At 61.7% G+C, this 14,756-nt stretch carries 17 protein-coding genes and 1 pseudogene; 8 read left to right on the top strand and 10 right to left on the bottom strand.

The annotated features are described in order from the left end of the window. Positions 1 to 96: 96 nt before the first annotated feature. From DAES_RS16660 to DAES_RS16675, 5 genes and pseudogenes are all read right to left on the bottom strand, one after another. Positions 97 to 843 (bottom strand): hypothetical protein, encoded by a 747-nt coding sequence (locus tag DAES_RS16660; protein ID WP_013516210.1) that lies wholly within the window; start codon positions 841 to 843, stop codon positions 97 to 99. A 9-nt stretch (positions 844 to 852) separates the two neighbouring features. Beyond that, positions 853 to 1,380 (bottom strand): hypothetical protein, encoded by a 528-nt coding sequence (locus DAES_RS16665; protein ID WP_013516211.1) that lies wholly within the window; start codon positions 1,378 to 1,380, stop codon positions 853 to 855. After that, positions 1,377 to 2,006 carry a hypothetical protein gene (locus tag DAES_RS16670; RefSeq protein ID WP_013516212.1) on the bottom strand — a complete coding sequence of 210 codons (630 nt, stop codon included), beginning with the start codon at positions 2,004 to 2,006 and terminating at the stop codon, positions 1,377 to 1,379. The genes DAES_RS16665 and DAES_RS16670 overlap by 4 nt, the downstream gene beginning before the upstream one ends. A 201-nt stretch (positions 2,007 to 2,207) precedes the next feature. After that, a complete protein-coding gene (locus DAES_RS17750) occupies positions 2,208 to 2,357 on the bottom strand; it encodes a hypothetical protein (RefSeq protein WP_236608431.1) in 150 nt (49 codons plus the stop codon). A 157-nt stretch (positions 2,358 to 2,514) separates the two neighbouring features. Then, positions 2,515 to 3,003: pseudogene (locus DAES_RS16675) on the bottom strand (IS1595 family transposase); the annotation flags it as partial. An 85-nt stretch (positions 3,004 to 3,088) separates the two neighbouring features. On the opposite strand from DAES_RS16675, the gene DAES_RS16685 reads away from it, so the two are divergent. Continuing rightward, a protein-coding gene (locus DAES_RS16685) for an IS3 family transposase (RefSeq protein WP_157864856.1) occupies positions 3,089 to 4,224 on the top strand; the annotation gives its coding sequence in 2 pieces (ribosomal slippage) (positions 3,089 to 3,344 and positions 3,344 to 4,224; 1,137 coding nt in all). A gap of 61 nt (positions 4,225 to 4,285) precedes the next feature. On the opposite strand, the gene DAES_RS16690 is transcribed toward DAES_RS16685, so the two are convergent. The 5 genes from DAES_RS16690 to queA form a co-directional block, all read right to left on the bottom strand. After that, positions 4,286 to 4,828 (bottom strand): 2-oxoacid:acceptor oxidoreductase family protein, encoded by a 543-nt coding sequence (locus DAES_RS16690; RefSeq protein WP_013516214.1) that lies wholly within the window; start codon positions 4,826 to 4,828, stop codon positions 4,286 to 4,288. After that, positions 4,828 to 5,598 (bottom strand): thiamine pyrophosphate-dependent enzyme, encoded by a 771-nt coding sequence (locus DAES_RS16695; protein WP_013516215.1) that lies wholly within the window; start codon positions 5,596 to 5,598, stop codon positions 4,828 to 4,830. Before DAES_RS16695 ends, DAES_RS16690 begins: the two co-directional genes overlap by 1 nt. Further along, positions 5,599 to 6,681 carry a 3-methyl-2-oxobutanoate dehydrogenase subunit VorB gene (locus DAES_RS16700; RefSeq protein ID WP_013516216.1) on the bottom strand — a complete coding sequence of 361 codons (1,083 nt, stop codon included), beginning with the start codon at positions 6,679 to 6,681 and terminating at the stop codon, positions 5,599 to 5,601. It abuts the gene before it with no gap. After that, complete coding sequence (locus tag DAES_RS16705) at positions 6,678 to 6,917, bottom strand: 4Fe-4S dicluster domain-containing protein (RefSeq protein ID WP_013516217.1); 240 nt, start codon at positions 6,915 to 6,917, stop codon at positions 6,678 to 6,680. The genes DAES_RS16700 and DAES_RS16705 overlap by 4 nt, the downstream gene beginning before the upstream one ends. A gap of 119 nt (positions 6,918 to 7,036) precedes the next feature. Continuing rightward, complete coding sequence (gene queA / locus DAES_RS16710; protein ID WP_013516218.1) at positions 7,037 to 8,131, bottom strand: tRNA preQ1(34) S-adenosylmethionine ribosyltransferase-isomerase QueA; 1,095 nt, start codon at positions 8,129 to 8,131, stop codon at positions 7,037 to 7,039. Between the two features lie 180 nt (positions 8,132 to 8,311). On the opposite strand from queA, the gene DAES_RS16715 reads away from it, so the two are divergent. The 7 genes from DAES_RS16715 (at position 8,312) to DAES_RS16745 (ending at position 14,687) form a co-directional block, all read left to right on the top strand. After that, entirely contained in the window at positions 8,312 to 9,022 is a 711-nt protein-coding gene (locus DAES_RS16715; protein ID WP_013516219.1) for a hypothetical protein, read from the top strand. A gap of 71 nt (positions 9,023 to 9,093) precedes the next feature. Then, on the top strand, positions 9,094 to 9,555 hold the full coding sequence (locus DAES_RS16720; RefSeq protein WP_013516220.1) for a hypothetical protein: 462 nt from the start codon (positions 9,094 to 9,096) through the stop codon (positions 9,553 to 9,555). Positions 9,556 to 9,558: 3 nt separating this feature from the next. Next, positions 9,559 to 10,776 (top strand): bifunctional phosphopantothenoylcysteine decarboxylase/phosphopantothenate--cysteine ligase CoaBC, encoded by a 1,218-nt coding sequence (gene coaBC, locus DAES_RS16725; protein WP_013516221.1) that lies wholly within the window; start codon positions 9,559 to 9,561, stop codon positions 10,774 to 10,776. Continuing rightward, a complete protein-coding gene (locus DAES_RS17755; RefSeq protein ID WP_013516222.1) occupies positions 10,752 to 11,471 on the top strand; it encodes a hypothetical protein in 720 nt (239 codons plus the stop codon). Before coaBC ends, DAES_RS17755 begins: the two co-directional genes overlap by 25 nt. A 61-nt stretch (positions 11,472 to 11,532) precedes the next feature. Then, positions 11,533 to 12,870, top strand: coding sequence for an NfeD family protein (locus DAES_RS16735; RefSeq protein ID WP_013516223.1), 1,338 nt, complete (start codon positions 11,533 to 11,535; stop codon positions 12,868 to 12,870). 36 nt (positions 12,871 to 12,906) lie between these two features. Continuing rightward, on the top strand, positions 12,907 to 13,671 hold the full coding sequence (locus DAES_RS16740; protein WP_013516224.1) for a slipin family protein: 765 nt from the start codon (positions 12,907 to 12,909) through the stop codon (positions 13,669 to 13,671). Positions 13,672 to 13,679: 8 nt separating this feature from the next. Further along, a complete protein-coding gene (locus DAES_RS16745) occupies positions 13,680 to 14,687 on the top strand; it encodes an NAD-dependent epimerase (RefSeq protein WP_013516225.1) in 1,008 nt (335 codons plus the stop codon). The last annotated feature ends 69 nt before the right edge of the window (positions 14,688 to 14,756 follow it).

The following is a 14,756-nucleotide window of genomic DNA, read 5'->3' on the forward strand; positions in this document are numbered from 1 at the left end:
CCACCTTTGTCTTGTTGGGATGCTCATGGTGTAAGGAAAATCGGGGGAATTATCAAGGCTGGCCCGTGACGCCCCTGCCTTGGCCGCGGGATCGCGCTACCAGATGGCGTCGGCCAGGGTGCCTTGGGTCTCGTAGGGCAGGGTCCGCTTGCCGATGGTCAGTTCGCCCTTGAGGTCAAAGGTGGTGCGGTAGAGGTTGGACGGGTCGATCAGGCCGCGCCCGGCGGTGCGGATGGCGACAGGGCTGCCGATGGAGAAGTCGCGCACGTCCAGGTCGCTGTGGTTGATCTCGGCGGTGAAGGCGAAGTCCGTAATGGTCTTGCCGTCGGGCAGCACCAGCTGCTGGGAGCGGATGTCGAGCCAGCCGGTCTTGGGCAGAATCGCGCCGTCGGGCAGGAAGAGGTTGCCCGCCACATGCAGGTTGCCCTTGAAGTCGGTGCCGCCGAGCAGGGATGTCAGGTTGAAGTCGCCCTCGAACTCGAAGGTGCCGTTCTGAAAGAGGTCCAGCTCGCACTGGGAGCCGCCCGTGTCCAGGCGGACCCGCGCCAGCGGCGAAAGCCCGACCCTGACAGATGCGTGGCTGAAGGCGAGGCTGCCGGGCGTGTCGGCCATGGCCACGCGAAGGCCGTTGACCCGAAAGCCGAACGGGCCATCTCGGTCGATGGAGTCCCAGCGCAGCCGCACCGAGGGCAGCCGCTCGTCGAGGGAGGTCAGCGCGCTCGCCCAGATCTTGTTCCACGGCGTGAACAGGGCCACGCCCACGAGAAAGCCGAAGACCATCAGCATCATCCGGGCTAGGATGCGGGCCGGAAGCGAGGAGGGTTTGCGCTGTTTTGCTGCCACATCGGCTCCCTAGCGGGCCAGGACGAGATGCGCGTCACTCAGGCGCGGATCATCCGGGTTGCGGGTCAGGGCGCAATCGCGCGTCTGGAGGCTGGCCCGGTCGCGCAGATCGTTCAGAAAACGGGCCAGGGTGTTCAGCGGCAGGCCGGTCAGGGTGGTCTGGAGCGCAACGTCGTCCTCCCCCAGGCCGGTTTCGCGCATGGAAATCAGGTTCTGCTCGATGGACAGGTCGTCGATGATGCGCCAGACCGCCTTGTCGGGCGGGAGGTGGGCCAGGTCGCCCCGCTGGGCGCGCAGGGTGAGGATCTCCTCCACCAGCGGCAGGACACGGGCATATTGCGCCTTGCTCTCCTCGATCTGCGTGGTCACGCTGCCCACCAGCAGGCGCAGGCCGATGAACACGGACAGGCACACAAGCGCAGTCCCCCTGGGGGCGAGCCGGAAGAGCCGCTGCCGGGAGCCCTCGGGCCAACCGCTCCAGAAATGGCGTTTGGCGCGCCTTCTGGGTGCGCCTTTGGGAGTAGTGGTCTTGTTCATTGCGGCTCCACAGTCAGGCTGAAGAGGATGCCGCCAAACACGTCCTCGCGCTTTTCCAGCGAAAACACGAACTGCTCGTCCCGGGACAGGGCGTTGAGATAGTCGTCGAAGTGGTCCACATTGGGGCCGAAAAAGCCGCGCACCCGCCCGCTCTTGCCCGTCAGCGAGACCCCCTCTATGCGCAGGCTCTCCACTGCCGGACGGCTCAAGGCCGCCAGCACGCTCAGGGGATCAAGCCCCAGGCCGCGCCGCGCCGCCAGCTTGCCATGCTCGAACTGGAGCCTGCCAAAAGGCGACTGGCCGATGTCCGGGCCAAGGACAGAGGCGTAAAGCACGTCGGTCTGCGCCTCGATCTCCATGAGCTGGGCACGATACAAGGAATAGCGCACCACCTGCCCTGCCAGAAACAGGCCGCAGATGACCGCCGTCCAGATCATGGTGCGGATGAACCGGTCCGACTCGCGGTCCCGTTTCTTCCTCGGCTTGCGCACCACCACAGAGGCGTCCGAACCCTGCCCGACCCCGACCGCCTTCCTGCCCGTACCCCCGCCACCCGTCTGCTCCTTCCGAACAGCGGGCTCGCGGGTCTTGAACCCAGAAGTGGTGTCGCGCACAGGCTTGGTCATGTCCCGCCCCAATTACGCGAAACCCCGCTCGCCGTCCATACGACCAATGGGGGTGTGGCGTGAGAGATCCGGGGGGAAAACTTTTGGAAATAGCCGCCACCTTGTGTGGGACTATCGGCTCTTGCCTTCTGTTTTCAACTGGTTGCGACCGATTGGTCGCAGCCCGTTGATCTTTGTGTGTGACTGCCGTGTGTGAATCTGTCAGGCAATTTGGCGACTTTGGGCTTCATAGATTGCCATGGCGTCCCGTTCCACGTTCCGCAGCTTTTCCAGATAAATCTCGGTGCTCCGTCGGTCAGCATGCCCCAGCAGATGCTGAATGCCCGAGATGAGTGCGCCGTTGTTGTCCATCACCGCGTCATTTTTTGCTCGACTCTTTTCTCTACTCCGAGCTAGGGTAGATAAGCGTGGGAAAAATAAAAAAATGGTAGCAACATGCTGTCATCATTGATTTGTGCGAACCCTACATAATACCGTCGTTATCAAAAAAAGGGGCTGTGCCAGATAACTAGCCCATATACCTTCTAACCCACTGTTTCAGCTGTTTAAACTGACTTCGCGGATTGCTGTTATTAAAACGCCACTCGCATTCCTTTAAAAACAGAGAAAAATGCTTGGTTGGAATGCCGTTGAATTTCCTCATATGGCGTTTGGCCTGGTTCCAAAAATTCTCGATTCCATTGATGTGGTTGTGGCTATCTGCAAACAGCTTCGAGTGGTTGATTCGGAAGTGTTTGAATGCTGACACATCGAGGACATTGTAGCCATACCAGCAGTCCGAGTAAACCACACTGTCTGGCTGGATTCTTTCCTGAATAATGGGAAGCAAGGTTTTACCTTTTGCATCAGGAATCACCTGTGTATATACCTTCCCACCCCTTTTAAGGATTCCAAAAACAGGAACCTTACCAGCCGCCCCACGTCCTCTTTTGCCCTTTCGCTTGCCACCGAAGTAGCTTTCATCGACCTCAAATTCGCCAAAATCCATCCCTTCACAGGACTCTTCTTCCGCTATGATTGACCTTCCCCCCGTTTGGTATCCCAGCTATAAGTTTGTGACTCCGGCAAAGGAGATCACGAAGATGAGAAAGAGCAGGTTCACGGAAGAGCAGATCATCGGGCTTTTAAAGCAGGCGGAGGCTGGACGTCCTGTGGCAGAACTGTGCCGCCAGATCGGCATCACGGACACGACGTTCTACAAGTGGCGCAGCAAATTCGCGGGCCTTGAGGTATCCGAGGCCCGACGGTTGCGGCAGCTTGAGGAAGAGAATCGGCGCCTCAAGGGCCTTGTGGCCGATCAGGCGCTTGACATACAGGTGCTCAAAGAGGTGCTGGGCCGAAAATGACTGAGCCCGCCCTTCGCCGTCATGCCGCACGCCAGATTATTGAGGTGTACGGCTACTCCGAGCGGCGGGCTTGTCAATTGACCGACCTCAATCGCAGGACGTTGCGGCGCGTCCCTTCGCCAGATCGCGATAAGGATCTTCGCATGCGATTACGCGAGCTAGCCGAGGAGCGTAGGCGGTTCGGATGCCCCCGACTCTATCTGCTGCTGCGCCGCGAGGGTCTGGTGGTGAACCACAAGCGCGTTGAGCGGCTGTACAGGGAAGAGGCACTGTCGTTGCGCTTGCGGCCAAAGCGCAAGCGCCAGAGCCACCTGCGGGTGGTCCAACCCGCGCCCACAGGCCCAAATGAGCAGTGGGCCATGGACTTCGTGAGTGACAGCCTGGACAATGGCCGCAGAATCAAGGTGCTGACGATCATTGACCTGTGGGACCGCCGCTGCCCCAAGCTCGAAGCGGACTCATCGATTCCGGGCGAGGGCGTGGTCCGGGTGCTGGAGCAATTGCGCCAGCGCGGCGAATACCCGAAGCATCTGCGTTCTGACAATGGGCCAGAGTTCACGGGTAGGGCCCTGGATCAGTGGGCGACCAGCGTGGGGGTGCAGTTGGAATTCATCCGGCCTGGCAGGCCGATGGAGAATGGGCATGTGGAGAGCTTCAACGGCAAATTCCGTGAGGAGTGCCTGAACGCCCATGCGTTCCAGTCACTCGCAGAGGCTAGGGACATCCTCGAGGCGTGGAGGCAGGACTACAACACAGCCCGACCACACAGCGCACTTGGCGGATTGGCCCCAGAGGAATACGGAAGAACCATGAATGAAGAAAACCGGACCAGCCAGAACCCAAACTTACGGGTGGTATACTCGGCGGGGTAAGGTCAATCAACGAAAAAGGGAGCCGTCAGGCTCCCTTTTTCGTTGAGGCTATTGTCTGCGCCTAGGCCACGTGGTCTGCCCCGGCCTGGATGGCTTTGGTGTTGGCGGGGATGAGTTTGTGGTAGTGTGGCGAGATGACGTTTTCCAGGGAGTCGATGACTGCCTTGAGGGGGACGATGCCGGTGGCCTGGGCGTAGGCGCCGATGGCGACCATGTTGGCCATGCGGGTATTGCCGAGCTGGTCGGCGATTTCGTTGCAGGGCACGGCAAGGCATTTGAGGCGTTTGGTATCGGCCAGCTCCATGTCAATGAGCGAGGAGTTGATGATATGCACGCCGTTGTCAGCGACGCGGGACTGGAACTTGTCCAGTGACGGTCGGTTCATGGCGATGAGGGATTTGGGCCGGTGGATGATGGGCGACCCGATGTCTTCCTCGGACAGGACCACGGTGCAGTTGGCGGTGCCGCCGCGCATCTCGGGTCCGTAGACCGGGATATAGGTGACGTTGAGTCCGTCCTTCATGCCTGCATAGGCGAGCAGGTTGCCGATGAGCATGACGCCCTGGCCGCCGAAACCCGCGATGATTGCGTCGATGTAGCGCATCAGCAGATTCCTCCTTCCTCGGAAATGTCCTTGAACACCCCGAGCGGGAAGTAGGGAATCATCTCGTTTTGCAGCCGCTCGTTGGCCTGGACCGGGGTCATCTTCCAGTTGGTGGGGCAGCCGGAGAGCAGCTCCACGAACCCGAAGCCGGTGGCATTGATCTGGCAGTCAAAGGCTTTTTTGAGGTACTTCTTGGCTGCGCGGATGTTCTTGACGCAATCAAGCGAGCCGCGCGCGGCGTAGGCCACACCGCCCAGGGAGGCGATGATCTCGGCCATGCGGATGGGCGAGCCCTCGTGGGTGATGCAGCGTCCTGCGGGCGTGGTGGTGGTCTTCTGGCCGATCAGGGTGGTGGGGGCCATCTGGCCGCCGGTCATGCCGTAGACCGTGTTGTTGACAAAGACCACGCAGATTTTCTCGCCCCGGTTGGCGGCGTGCATGATCTCGGCCATGCCGATGGAGGCGAGGTCGCCATCGCCCTGGTAGGTGAAGACGAAGTTGTCGGGCCGGGCGCGTTTGACGCCGGTGGCCACTGCCGGGGCGCGTCCGTGGGGCGCTTCGACCGCGTCCACGTCGAGGTAGTTGTAGAGGAAGACCGAGCAGCCGATGGAGGCCACCAGCAGCGTTTTTTCCGTCAGTTTCAGCTCGTCGAGCAGTTCGCCCACCAGCCTGTGGGCAATGCCGTGGTGGCAGCCGGGGCAGTAGTGGGTGGCCCGGTCGATGACGCTTTCGGGCCGGGTGAAGACGAGTTTTTCTTGCATCTCAGTCATTTATTTACCCTCCAGGCAGGCGAGAATGGGGGCTTCCAGTTCGTCCGGGGTGGGCAGGTTGCCGGGATAGATGGGGAAGAAGTCCGAGTCGGCCACGGTGCGGATGGCCAGGCGCACGTCGTCCACCATCTGGCCCAGGTTGTGCTCGATGGTCAGGAACCGCTTGCCCGCCTGGGCCAGCTTTTTGAGGTCTGCGCTGGGGAAGGGGTAGAGGGTGATGGGCCGCAGCAGGCCGACCTTGTGGCCCTGCTTGCGGAAGGTGCGCACTGCGGATTTGGCGATGCGGCCGATGGAGCCGTAGGCGCAGATGACAAGCTCGGCGTCCTCGGTCTCGAACTGTTCGCACTCGGCCAGATCGGTCCAGGCGTCGTACTTGGCCTGGAGGTGTCTGTTCTGCCCGGCCAGCTCGCCCTCGCCCAGGAACAGGGACTTGATGAGCCGTTTTTTGCGTCCGGTCTCGCGGGCGTTGGTGCGGCCCGTGATGGCCCAGCCGCGTCCGGCCTCGTCGTCCACGCCTTCGGGCGCCCAGGGGGTGATGGGTTCCTTCATCTGTCCGAGGATGGCGTCGCCCAGGATGAGCACCGGGGTGCGGTGTTCAAAGGCGATGTCGAACGCGCGGATGGTCAGGTCGTAGGCCTCCTGCACGGTGCCGGGGCCAAAGGTGAAGTGGCGGTAGTCGCCGTGTCCGCCGCCGCGGGTGGACTGGTAGTAGTCGCCCTGGGCCGGGCCGATGTCGCCCAAGCCCGGTCCGCCCCGGTTCATGTTGACGATGACTGCCGGGATCTCGGACCCGGCCATGTAGGAGATCGCCTCCTGCTTGAGCGACATGCCCGGCGACGACGACGAGGTCATGGCCCGGATGCCTGCCGCGCCTGCGCCAAGCAGCATGTTGGCCGCAGCCACCTCGGACTCGGCCTGGACGAAATCGCCGCCCGCCTTGATCATCTCCGAGGACATGAATTCCGGGATGTCGTTCTGCGGGGTGATGGGATAGCCGAAGAAACACTTGCACCGGGCGGCCAGTGCGCCGCGCGCTATGGCCTCGTTGCCCTTGACAAAGATGCGTTCGGGTTGCTTGCTCATATTACTTTCCCCCCCTTCTTTTTGGGGGTCTTGTAGACCGTGATGGCCACGTCCGGGCAGATCATGGCGCAGGACGCGCAGCCGGTACATTTGTCCTTGTCCGCGTCCGGCACTTCAACGACCTTGTAGCCGCTGACGTTGAACCGGTCAGACTGGACGATAATGCCCACAGGGCAGACCGTGGTGCACAGCAGACACCCTTTGCATCGGTCTTCCCGAACCTCGATTCGCGACATAAAGCCCTCCCTGTTTCGGCCACCGGGCGTGAGCCGCGCACCTGAGGGCGCGGCGGCCTGCCGTGTGCGCGGCCTACCGGTTTGAGATTGAATCAAGTGGATATGGAGTGTATCCGCAATTATTTGATAAGCATCGCGTCTCCGTATGAGAAGAAGCGAAACCCGTTCTCCAGGGCAAAGTCATAGGCCGAGAGGACTGTTTTTCTCCCGGCAAGAGCCGCGATCATAATGATCAGCGACGATTCTGGCAAATGGAAGTTCGTGATCATGGCATCAACCACCTGGAAACGGTAGCCAGGGGTGATGAAAATATCTGTTTCTCCACGGAATTCCCCGATGCGACCGCTCTCGCGGACCATGCCTTCCAGGGAGCGCGCGCTGGTGGTGCCCACGGCCACCACCGGTCGTCCCTCGGCCTTGGCCTGTTGGACTGCCAGGGCAGTCGCTTCCGGCACCTCGATGTATTCCGAGTGCATGCGGTGCTCGCGGATGTCGGCGCAGCGCACCGGGCTGAAGGTGCCATAGCCCACATAGAGGGTGATCTCGGCCCAGCCGAACCCGCGTGCGGCCAGACCAGAGCGCAGATCAGACGTGAAGTGCAGCCCGGCGGTGGGCGCGGCCACGGACCCGGCCTTGGCTGTGTCGCTGTAGGTGGTCTGGTAGCGTTCGCGGTCCGCCTCGCTGTCTGGCCGGTGGATATAGGGCGGCAGGGGCAGGTGGCCCAGGGCTTCGAACCGGTCCTTGAGATCGCCGCGCCAGGCCAGCTCCACCTGCCAGCGCCCAAACGGACCGCCCTCCAGGGCGGTCAGCTGGAAATCGTCGGCAAAGGTGACCATTGCGCCGGGCTTTGGCGATTTGGAGGCGCGCAGCAGTCCTTCAGCCCTGGCCGTGCGCCACCCTGTGAGCGCGCCCGTGCCTTCCTGCGGCTCCATGAGGGGCAGGGGGGTGAGCATCAGGAACTCGACCCGTCCGCCCGTGTCCTTGGTGCCAAAGACCCTGGCCGGGATGACACGGGAGTTGTTGGCCACCAGGAGCGCGTCCGGCGGCAGATGGTCCATGAGCGAGGCAAAGGACGCGGCGCGCAGGCTCTCACCGGCGCGATCGAGCACCAGCAGACGCGATCCGTCGCGCCGGTCTGCCGGGGTTTGGGCGATCCGCTCCTCCGGGAGGGTGTAGTGGTAGCTTGAGAGCCTGAAATCTTTGGGTATTTCCATGCGCTGTATCGGGTCTGGTGTCCGGGCGTCGTGCCCGGCTTTGGTGCAAAGGCAACTCTACAGCACCCATGACCAGAACGGTATCCTTTTTTTATTCAATTATTCCGGGTAAATATTTTGCCACGTGCCCAACAGGGCTTTTGGCTTGATATTGAGCCAATTCATGGTATTTCAGTAGTCATGAATTGGCTTTCCGTGGCTGAGATAGCCAAACGCACCCGCATCCCCGCGCCCACCGCGCGCCGCTATGCTGCGCTCTTCAAGGATTATCTGGGCGGGCGCAAGATGGGCCGCGTGACCAAGTATCCCGAAGAGAGTCTTGGGGTCTTCGAGCGCATCTCGCGGCTCTACGCCGATGGCGGGGTCACCGCCGAGATCGAGGACGCATTGCGCGCCGAGTTTCCCCGCACCTTTGATGTCGACTGCCGCCCTGGCGTGACAGGCGTCGCCCAGGCCGGTTTCGGAGCCGGAGCGCCGGGGCAGACCCAGGTCTATGCCGAGCTGGCCGCCTCGTTCAACGGCGTCATGGGCAAGGTCGCCTCCTGCATGGAGATCATTGCCAACCAGAAGGCGATCATCGACCATCAGCAGGAGGACATCCAGAAGCTCAAGACCGCCTTTGTCCTGCTGGCCCGCAGCCAGAAGCGCATGAAGGAGCTGCCCGCCGGGCTTGAATCCCTCCCTGAGGAACTTATCCGCCAGACCCGTGCCCTGGAGCAGAAAGACGCCGAGATCGAGGAGATCGCCCTCAGGCTTTCCTTTGACACCTCTGACATCAAGGCCAAGCTCCAGATCCTCGAATCAGAATTGGTCCGGTTACGCAAGGACAGGCGCGACATGGAAAAATACCTGCAAGAGAAGATCGACCGTCTCAAGGACGTTTCGGCATAGTTCTGCCTTGTCCGGTCTCTTGTCCGGGCGCAGTTTCGACCTTTAAAACCAGACGCCCAGGAGGATTCCACATGCGTACCAAAGTCACTCTCTTTTTCATCCTGGCCCTTGCGACGACTCTTGGGGCATGCACCACCACTGGTTCGAGCAGTGCTGATTCCGTCACCCCCACTGCCGTCGAATACCAGGAACCAGACTATTACTACGACTTTGACGACATCCTCATCCCCAAGGAGATCAAATACGTCGAGGCCGAATCCTACAAGCTCGACAACTCCAAGTTCCGCGCCGCCATCATGAAGTTCAAGGGCCGTGTCCAGGTGCTTGAGCTGGTCCAGTACTTCATCAACAACATGTCCAAGGACAACTGGACCCTGATCTCCAACAACAAGGCGGGCAAGCTGTCGGTCCTCAATTTCGAGAAGTTCAACAAGAGCTGCGTCATCCAGGTGGACGATGCCTTTGGCTCGGCCATCACCACCATTATCGCGGTGGAGGTCAAGGACGGCGGCACAAACGGCAAGAGCAAGTAACCGATGCAGACCCACTACCGGTTCGCCGGGTTCATGGGCAGGCGCGTCCATCTTGGCGTGACCGGCTCCATAGCCGCCTTCAAGGCCCTTGACCTGCTGCGCGCCCTGCTCGAGGCCGACTGCATCGTGTCCGCCACCCTGACCGATGCGGCCACCCGGTTCGTTACCCCCCTGAGCTTCGAGGCGCTGGGCGCATCACCCGTGTACAGGGCCATGTTCGATACTGTCCCCGGCGCGAGTGCCTTTGGCCATCTGGAGCCGGGACAGGAGGCGGACGTTCTGGTCATTGCTCCGGCCTCGGCCAACACTCTGGCCAAGCTTGCCCACGGGCTGGCCGACGACATGCTTTCCTGCCAGGCCCTGGCTTTTCCCGGCCCGCGTATCGTGGCACCGGCCATGAACCCGCGCATGTGGGAGGCCCCGGCCACCCGGCGCAACTGGGACATGCTCGGCGGGCTCGGTTTCACTCTTGTGGAACCTGAGGCAGGCAATGTGGCCTGCGGCGACACCGGCACCGGGCGGCTGGCTCCCCTTGAGGAAATTCTGACCGCCACCCTTCGGGCCATCAGCCCGCAGGATCTGGCAGGCAAACAGGTGCTCGTCACCCTCGGCCCCACGCGCGAGCCGTGGGACGGGGTGCGTTTCTGGTCCAACCCGTCGAGCGGGGCCATGGGCGCGTGCATGGCCATGGCCGCATACCTGCGCGGGGCCGAGGTCACAGTGGTGGCCGGGCCTACAGGGCTGTTGTTCCCGCAGGCCATCACCGTGATCCCGGTGCGCACCGCCCTTGAGATGCATCGGGCGTGTCTGGACCTGTGGCCGTCCATGGACATCGCCTGCGCCACAGCGGCTGTGGCCGATTTCCGGCCCATCCCGCACGGGCCGGACAAGTTCAAGAAGGGCGGGGCATCATCTTTGACCGTCCAATTCGAGGCCAACCCTGACATTCTCAAGGCCCTTGGCGATTCCCGCCGGGACGGCCAGCAGCTCATCGGGTTTGCTGCCGAGACCGGCGACCCCCGCGCCGAGGCCGCCCGCAAGCTCGAATCCAAGGGGCTCGACCTCATTGCGGCCAACGATGTTTCCCGCCAGGGCAGTGGCTTTGGCACTGCCACCAACGAAATGTTCGTGCTCGACCGGCAGGGCCGTCGGGAGTCGTGGCCTGTGCTTCCCAAAACCGAAGTGGCGTGGAGATTATGGGATCACCTTCTGCTCGGCTGAACACCCCCGAACACCTGCGCGCCTTTGTCGACGCCGGGCTTGAGTTCATCTATGCCCCTGGCCGGGTCTCTCCTCTGGCTCAGGAGCAGCCCGTGAATGGTCCCCCGGTGCGGCCAAGAACCACCCGGACACCCCCCCCGCGGCCCGCCGCTTCAGGAGGCCCAGCCAGCCAGGCCAGGCCGGTTCCCGGTCGTCCCATGCCGCCCCGGCAGAGCCAACCGCAGTCAGGTCGCCCCGGCAGCGACCACTTCCCCGAGCCGTGGGCTTCCTTTCTCGCCCGTGTCGCGCCCGCGCCGCGCATTGTCTGGACCTACATTGAGCTTGGCCTTGATCTGGCCGGGCAGTCAGACCCCAGGCGGGCCGGTGTGCTGCGCAACCTCATTGCCCACCTGCGCTGGCCCAAGGGGACCACGGCCTTCTGGCCCGTGGCTGCCTTGACCAACGGTGCCCTTGAACCCGATGCGGCCATGTTCTGGAAGGGGTGGAATCTGTGGCACACCCCTGACATCGCCTGTTTCGGTTTTGATGCCCTGCATGTCATCCAGCCCCAGGCAGATGCCGGGTGCGCCACCTGTTTTCTTGAACACACGACCATCCATGTGCTCCCCTCCCTGACCCAGCTGATGGCCATGCTGCCCCACGAGCAGCAGATGGCCGTGGATGTCCTGACCTCTTTGCGCATGGAGTCCGCCTGATCCTTCCCTCAACGCGAAAACCGGTGTAGGCTCGGAAAAACCTTCTCATTGGGGAGATGCCATGCGCCATACGCTTCGGGGTATTGTTGTCTTTGCCTCCTGCCTGCTGATCCTTTTCGCCCTTCATGCGCACGCTTCGGACTTGGTGCCGGGTCATGACGCCCAAGAGTCGCGTTTTCGCGTCACCAGGCTTGCCATCACCGGACCCATCAGCCCGGCCCAGGACGAGCTGCTTGCCGATGTTCTCGCCTCCGCTGTCAAAGATGGCAGCTCCTTGCTGCTGCTGACCCTCGACACGCCCGGCGGGCTGGGCGACTCCATGCGGGGTATGGTCACGTCCATGCTCAACGCTGCGTTGCCTGTGGCGGTCTGGGTCGGCCCTGCCGGTGCGCGCGCGGCATCTGCCGGGGTCTTTCTGGTAGCCGCGTCGAGCGTGGCGGGCATGGCCCCGCAGACCACCATTGGAGCGGCTTCGCCTGTGGGCCTTGGCGGCGAGGAGATCAACGCGACCATGGCCAAGAAGGTCACCCAGGACTTCACCAGTCTGGTTCGAGGTGTGGCCGAGGCCCAGGGGCGCAACAGCGCGTGGTACGCCAGCGCGGTCACTGACAGCGTCTCCATCACGGCCCTTGAAGCGATTGAGCTCAAGGTGGTCGAGCATCTGGCCGAGACCGACCATGCCTTTCTCATCCAGGCGGGCAGGGCGGGTTTTGAATTCAAGGGGGCCACCATCACCTTCCTGCCTGAGCAGATCGACATGGCAGAGTACGACCCCGGCTTTCGTTACCGCTTCCTCTCCTGGCTCCTTCACCCGCAGGTGGCATACCTGCTGCTCATGGGCGGCATGCTCGGCCTGTTCATCGAGCTCACCCATCCAGGGGCGATCTTTCCCGGCGTGCTGGGCGGGCTGTGCCTGCTGCTTGGCCTCTATGCCATGTCGGTCCTGCCCACCGATGTCACGGGCCTCCTCCTGCTCGGCTTTTCGCTCCTGCTCTTTTTCCTTGAGGCCCAGGTGGTCAGTTACGGGTTGCTCTCCGTGGCCGGGGGAGTGGCCATGCTCATCGGGTCGATCCTGCTCTTTCGCGACGACTACGGAACCCTGCACCTTCCCGTTACCTTTGTTGTCATCCCCGTGGCCGTGGTTTCGGCAGCCGCTGCCGGGCTGGTCTATCTCGTGGCACGATCGCACAAGATCGTGCGACCGGTCGGACTTATCGCCCTGGTCGGCCAGGCCGCTGAGGTTCAATCCTGGACCGACGACACCGGCCAGATTTTGGTACGGGGCGAAATTTGGGCCGCAAAGCGGGCCTCCAGCGATTTTATGCCCCAGCGCGGCATGCGGGTCCAGATTCTCTCTGCAACTGGCTTGACGCTCGAAATCGGGCCTTTGGCCCGCTAACCCCCGTGGGACAATGGTTCCCGGACAGGAGGTCACATGTTCATACCGCAAATCATCCTGCTTGTGCTGCTTGGCGCGCTGGTGGTCACAGCCCTGCGCGTACTCAACGAGTACGAGCGTGGCGTCATCTTCCGCCTTGGCCGGTGCATTGGGGCCAAAGGACCGGGGCTGATCATCCTCATCCCGGTCATCGACAAGATGGTCAAGGTCTCCATGCGCATCCTGACCCTTGATGTGCCCAACCAGGACGTGATCACCCAGGACAACGTCAGCCTCAAGGTCAACGCGGTCATCTATTTTCGCGTGGTGGACCCGGTCAAGGCCATTCTTGAAATAGAGGATTATATGTTCGGGACTTCGCAGCTTGCGCAAACCACCCTGCGTAGCGTATGTGGTGGCGTCGAGCTTGACGACCTCCTCTCGCATCGCGACAAGGTCAACGCGCGGATCCAGGCCATACTGGACCAGCATACCGACCCCTGGGGGATCAAGGTCGCCACAGTCGAGGTCAAACACATCGACCTGCCGCAGGAGATGCAGCGCGCCATGGCCAAGCAGGCCGAGGCCGAGCGCGAACGCAGGGCCAAGGTCATCGGCGCTGAGGGCGAATACCAGGCCGCCACCAAGCTGGCGGAAGCTGCCGAGATCATCAGCCACCATCCTGCCGCACTTCAGCTGCGTTACCTCCAGACCATGAGGGAGATGGCATCGGAGAGCAAGTCTGCGACTATTCTGCCGATTCCACTTGATATATTGAATGTGCTCATGCCCAAAAAGGCAGGCAATACCACAAAGGATTAGAGACGTTCATGAAGATTCTTGTCACCGGCGCGGCCGGATTCATCGGATTTCATTTGTCCCGCGCCCTGATAGCGCAGGGACACGAGGTGGTCGGCCTCGACAACCTCAACGACTACTATGATGTCAACCTCAAGAAGGCACGGCTCGCCATTCTTGGCGAATCCCCTCTGTTCAAGCACGTCAACATCAGCCTTGAGCATGATCAACCCATGAGCGAGTTGTTCAGGGCCGAGCGGTTCACCCATGTGGTCAACCTGGCGGCCCAGGCGGGAGTTCGCTACAGCATAGAGAACCCGAAGTCCTACATAGATTCCAACGTCGTCGGTTTCCTGAATATTCTTGAAGGGTGCCGCCACAACGGTGTGGAGCATCTGGTCTATGCGTCAAGCAGCTCTGTGTATGGCATGAATACCAGGATGCCGCTGAGTCCCCATGAAGGGGTTGATCATCCCATGAGCCTCTATGCCGCCACCAAAAAAGCCAACGAGATGATGGCCCATTCCTATAGCAGCCTGTACGCGCTGCCCACCACGGGGTTGCGTTTCTTCACAGTCTATGGCCCGTGGGGCAGGCCGGACATGGCGCTGTTTCTCTTCACCAAGAACATCCTTGAGGACAAGCCCATCAATGTCTTCAACTACGGCAAGATGCGCCGCGACTTCACCTATATCGATGACATCGTCGAGGGCGTGGTCCGGGTGGTCAAGAAGACCGCTGCCCCCAATCCGGACTGGGACGGCGACAAGCCCGACCCGTGCTCAAGCACAGTCCCGTTTCGCGTCTACAACATCGGCAACAATCAGGTGGTCGAGTTGTCACGCTACATCGAGGTCATCGAGGAGGTGGTGGGCAAGAAGGCCATCTACAACTACCTGCCCATGCAGCCAGGCGATGTGCCTGCCACCGAGGCCGATGTGAGCGACTTGGTGCGCGATGTTGACTTCAAGCCCAACACCACCATAGAGGTGGGCATCCGTAATTTCATCGATTGGTATCGCGACTACTACGGCAAATGAGCCCATCGGCCCGAAAGGGCGGCATCGAACATCCTGTGCGGGCGGCTTTTTGGGCCGCCCGCACTTTTT

The organism is Pseudodesulfovibrio aespoeensis Aspo-2 (assembly GCF_000176915.2).
GTDB lineage: Bacteria > Desulfobacterota > Desulfovibrionia > Desulfovibrionales > Desulfovibrionaceae > Pseudodesulfovibrio > Pseudodesulfovibrio aespoeensis.

Coding starts and splice junctions, on each gene's coding strand:
- DAES_RS16665 (WP_013516211.1), bottom strand. CDS start 1,380: ATGAACAAGACCACTACTCCCAAAGGCGCACCCAGAAGGCGCGCCAAA.
- DAES_RS16670 (WP_013516212.1), bottom strand. CDS start 2,006: ATGACCAAGCCTGTGCGCGACACCACTTCTGGGTTCAAGACCCGCGAG.
- DAES_RS17750 (WP_236608431.1), bottom strand. CDS start 2,357: ATGGACAACAACGGCGCACTCATCTCGGGCATTCAGCATCTGCTGGGG.
- DAES_RS16690 (WP_013516214.1), bottom strand. CDS start 4,828: ATGCGCTACATCGACGCAATCATCGCGGGTTTCGGCGGCCAGGGCGTC.
- DAES_RS16695 (WP_013516215.1), bottom strand. CDS start 5,598: ATGACTGAGATGCAAGAAAAACTCGTCTTCACCCGGCCCGAAAGCGTC.
- DAES_RS16700 (WP_013516216.1), bottom strand. CDS start 6,681: ATGAGCAAGCAACCCGAACGCATCTTTGTCAAGGGCAACGAGGCCATA.
- DAES_RS16705 (WP_013516217.1), bottom strand. CDS start 6,917: ATGTCGCGAATCGAGGTTCGGGAAGACCGATGCAAAGGGTGTCTGCTG.
- queA (WP_013516218.1), bottom strand. CDS start 8,131: ATGGAAATACCCAAAGATTTCAGGCTCTCAAGCTACCACTACACCCTC.
- DAES_RS16715 (WP_013516219.1), top strand. CDS start 8,312: ATGAATTGGCTTTCCGTGGCTGAGATAGCCAAACGCACCCGCATCCCC.
- DAES_RS16720 (WP_013516220.1), top strand. CDS start 9,094: ATGCGTACCAAAGTCACTCTCTTTTTCATCCTGGCCCTTGCGACGACT.
- coaBC (WP_013516221.1), top strand. CDS start 9,559: ATGCAGACCCACTACCGGTTCGCCGGGTTCATGGGCAGGCGCGTCCAT.
- DAES_RS17755 (WP_013516222.1), top strand. CDS start 10,752: ATGGGATCACCTTCTGCTCGGCTGAACACCCCCGAACACCTGCGCGCC.
- DAES_RS16735 (WP_013516223.1), top strand. CDS start 11,533: ATGCGCCATACGCTTCGGGGTATTGTTGTCTTTGCCTCCTGCCTGCTG.
- DAES_RS16740 (WP_013516224.1), top strand. CDS start 12,907: ATGTTCATACCGCAAATCATCCTGCTTGTGCTGCTTGGCGCGCTGGTG.
- DAES_RS16745 (WP_013516225.1), top strand. CDS start 13,680: ATGAAGATTCTTGTCACCGGCGCGGCCGGATTCATCGGATTTCATTTG.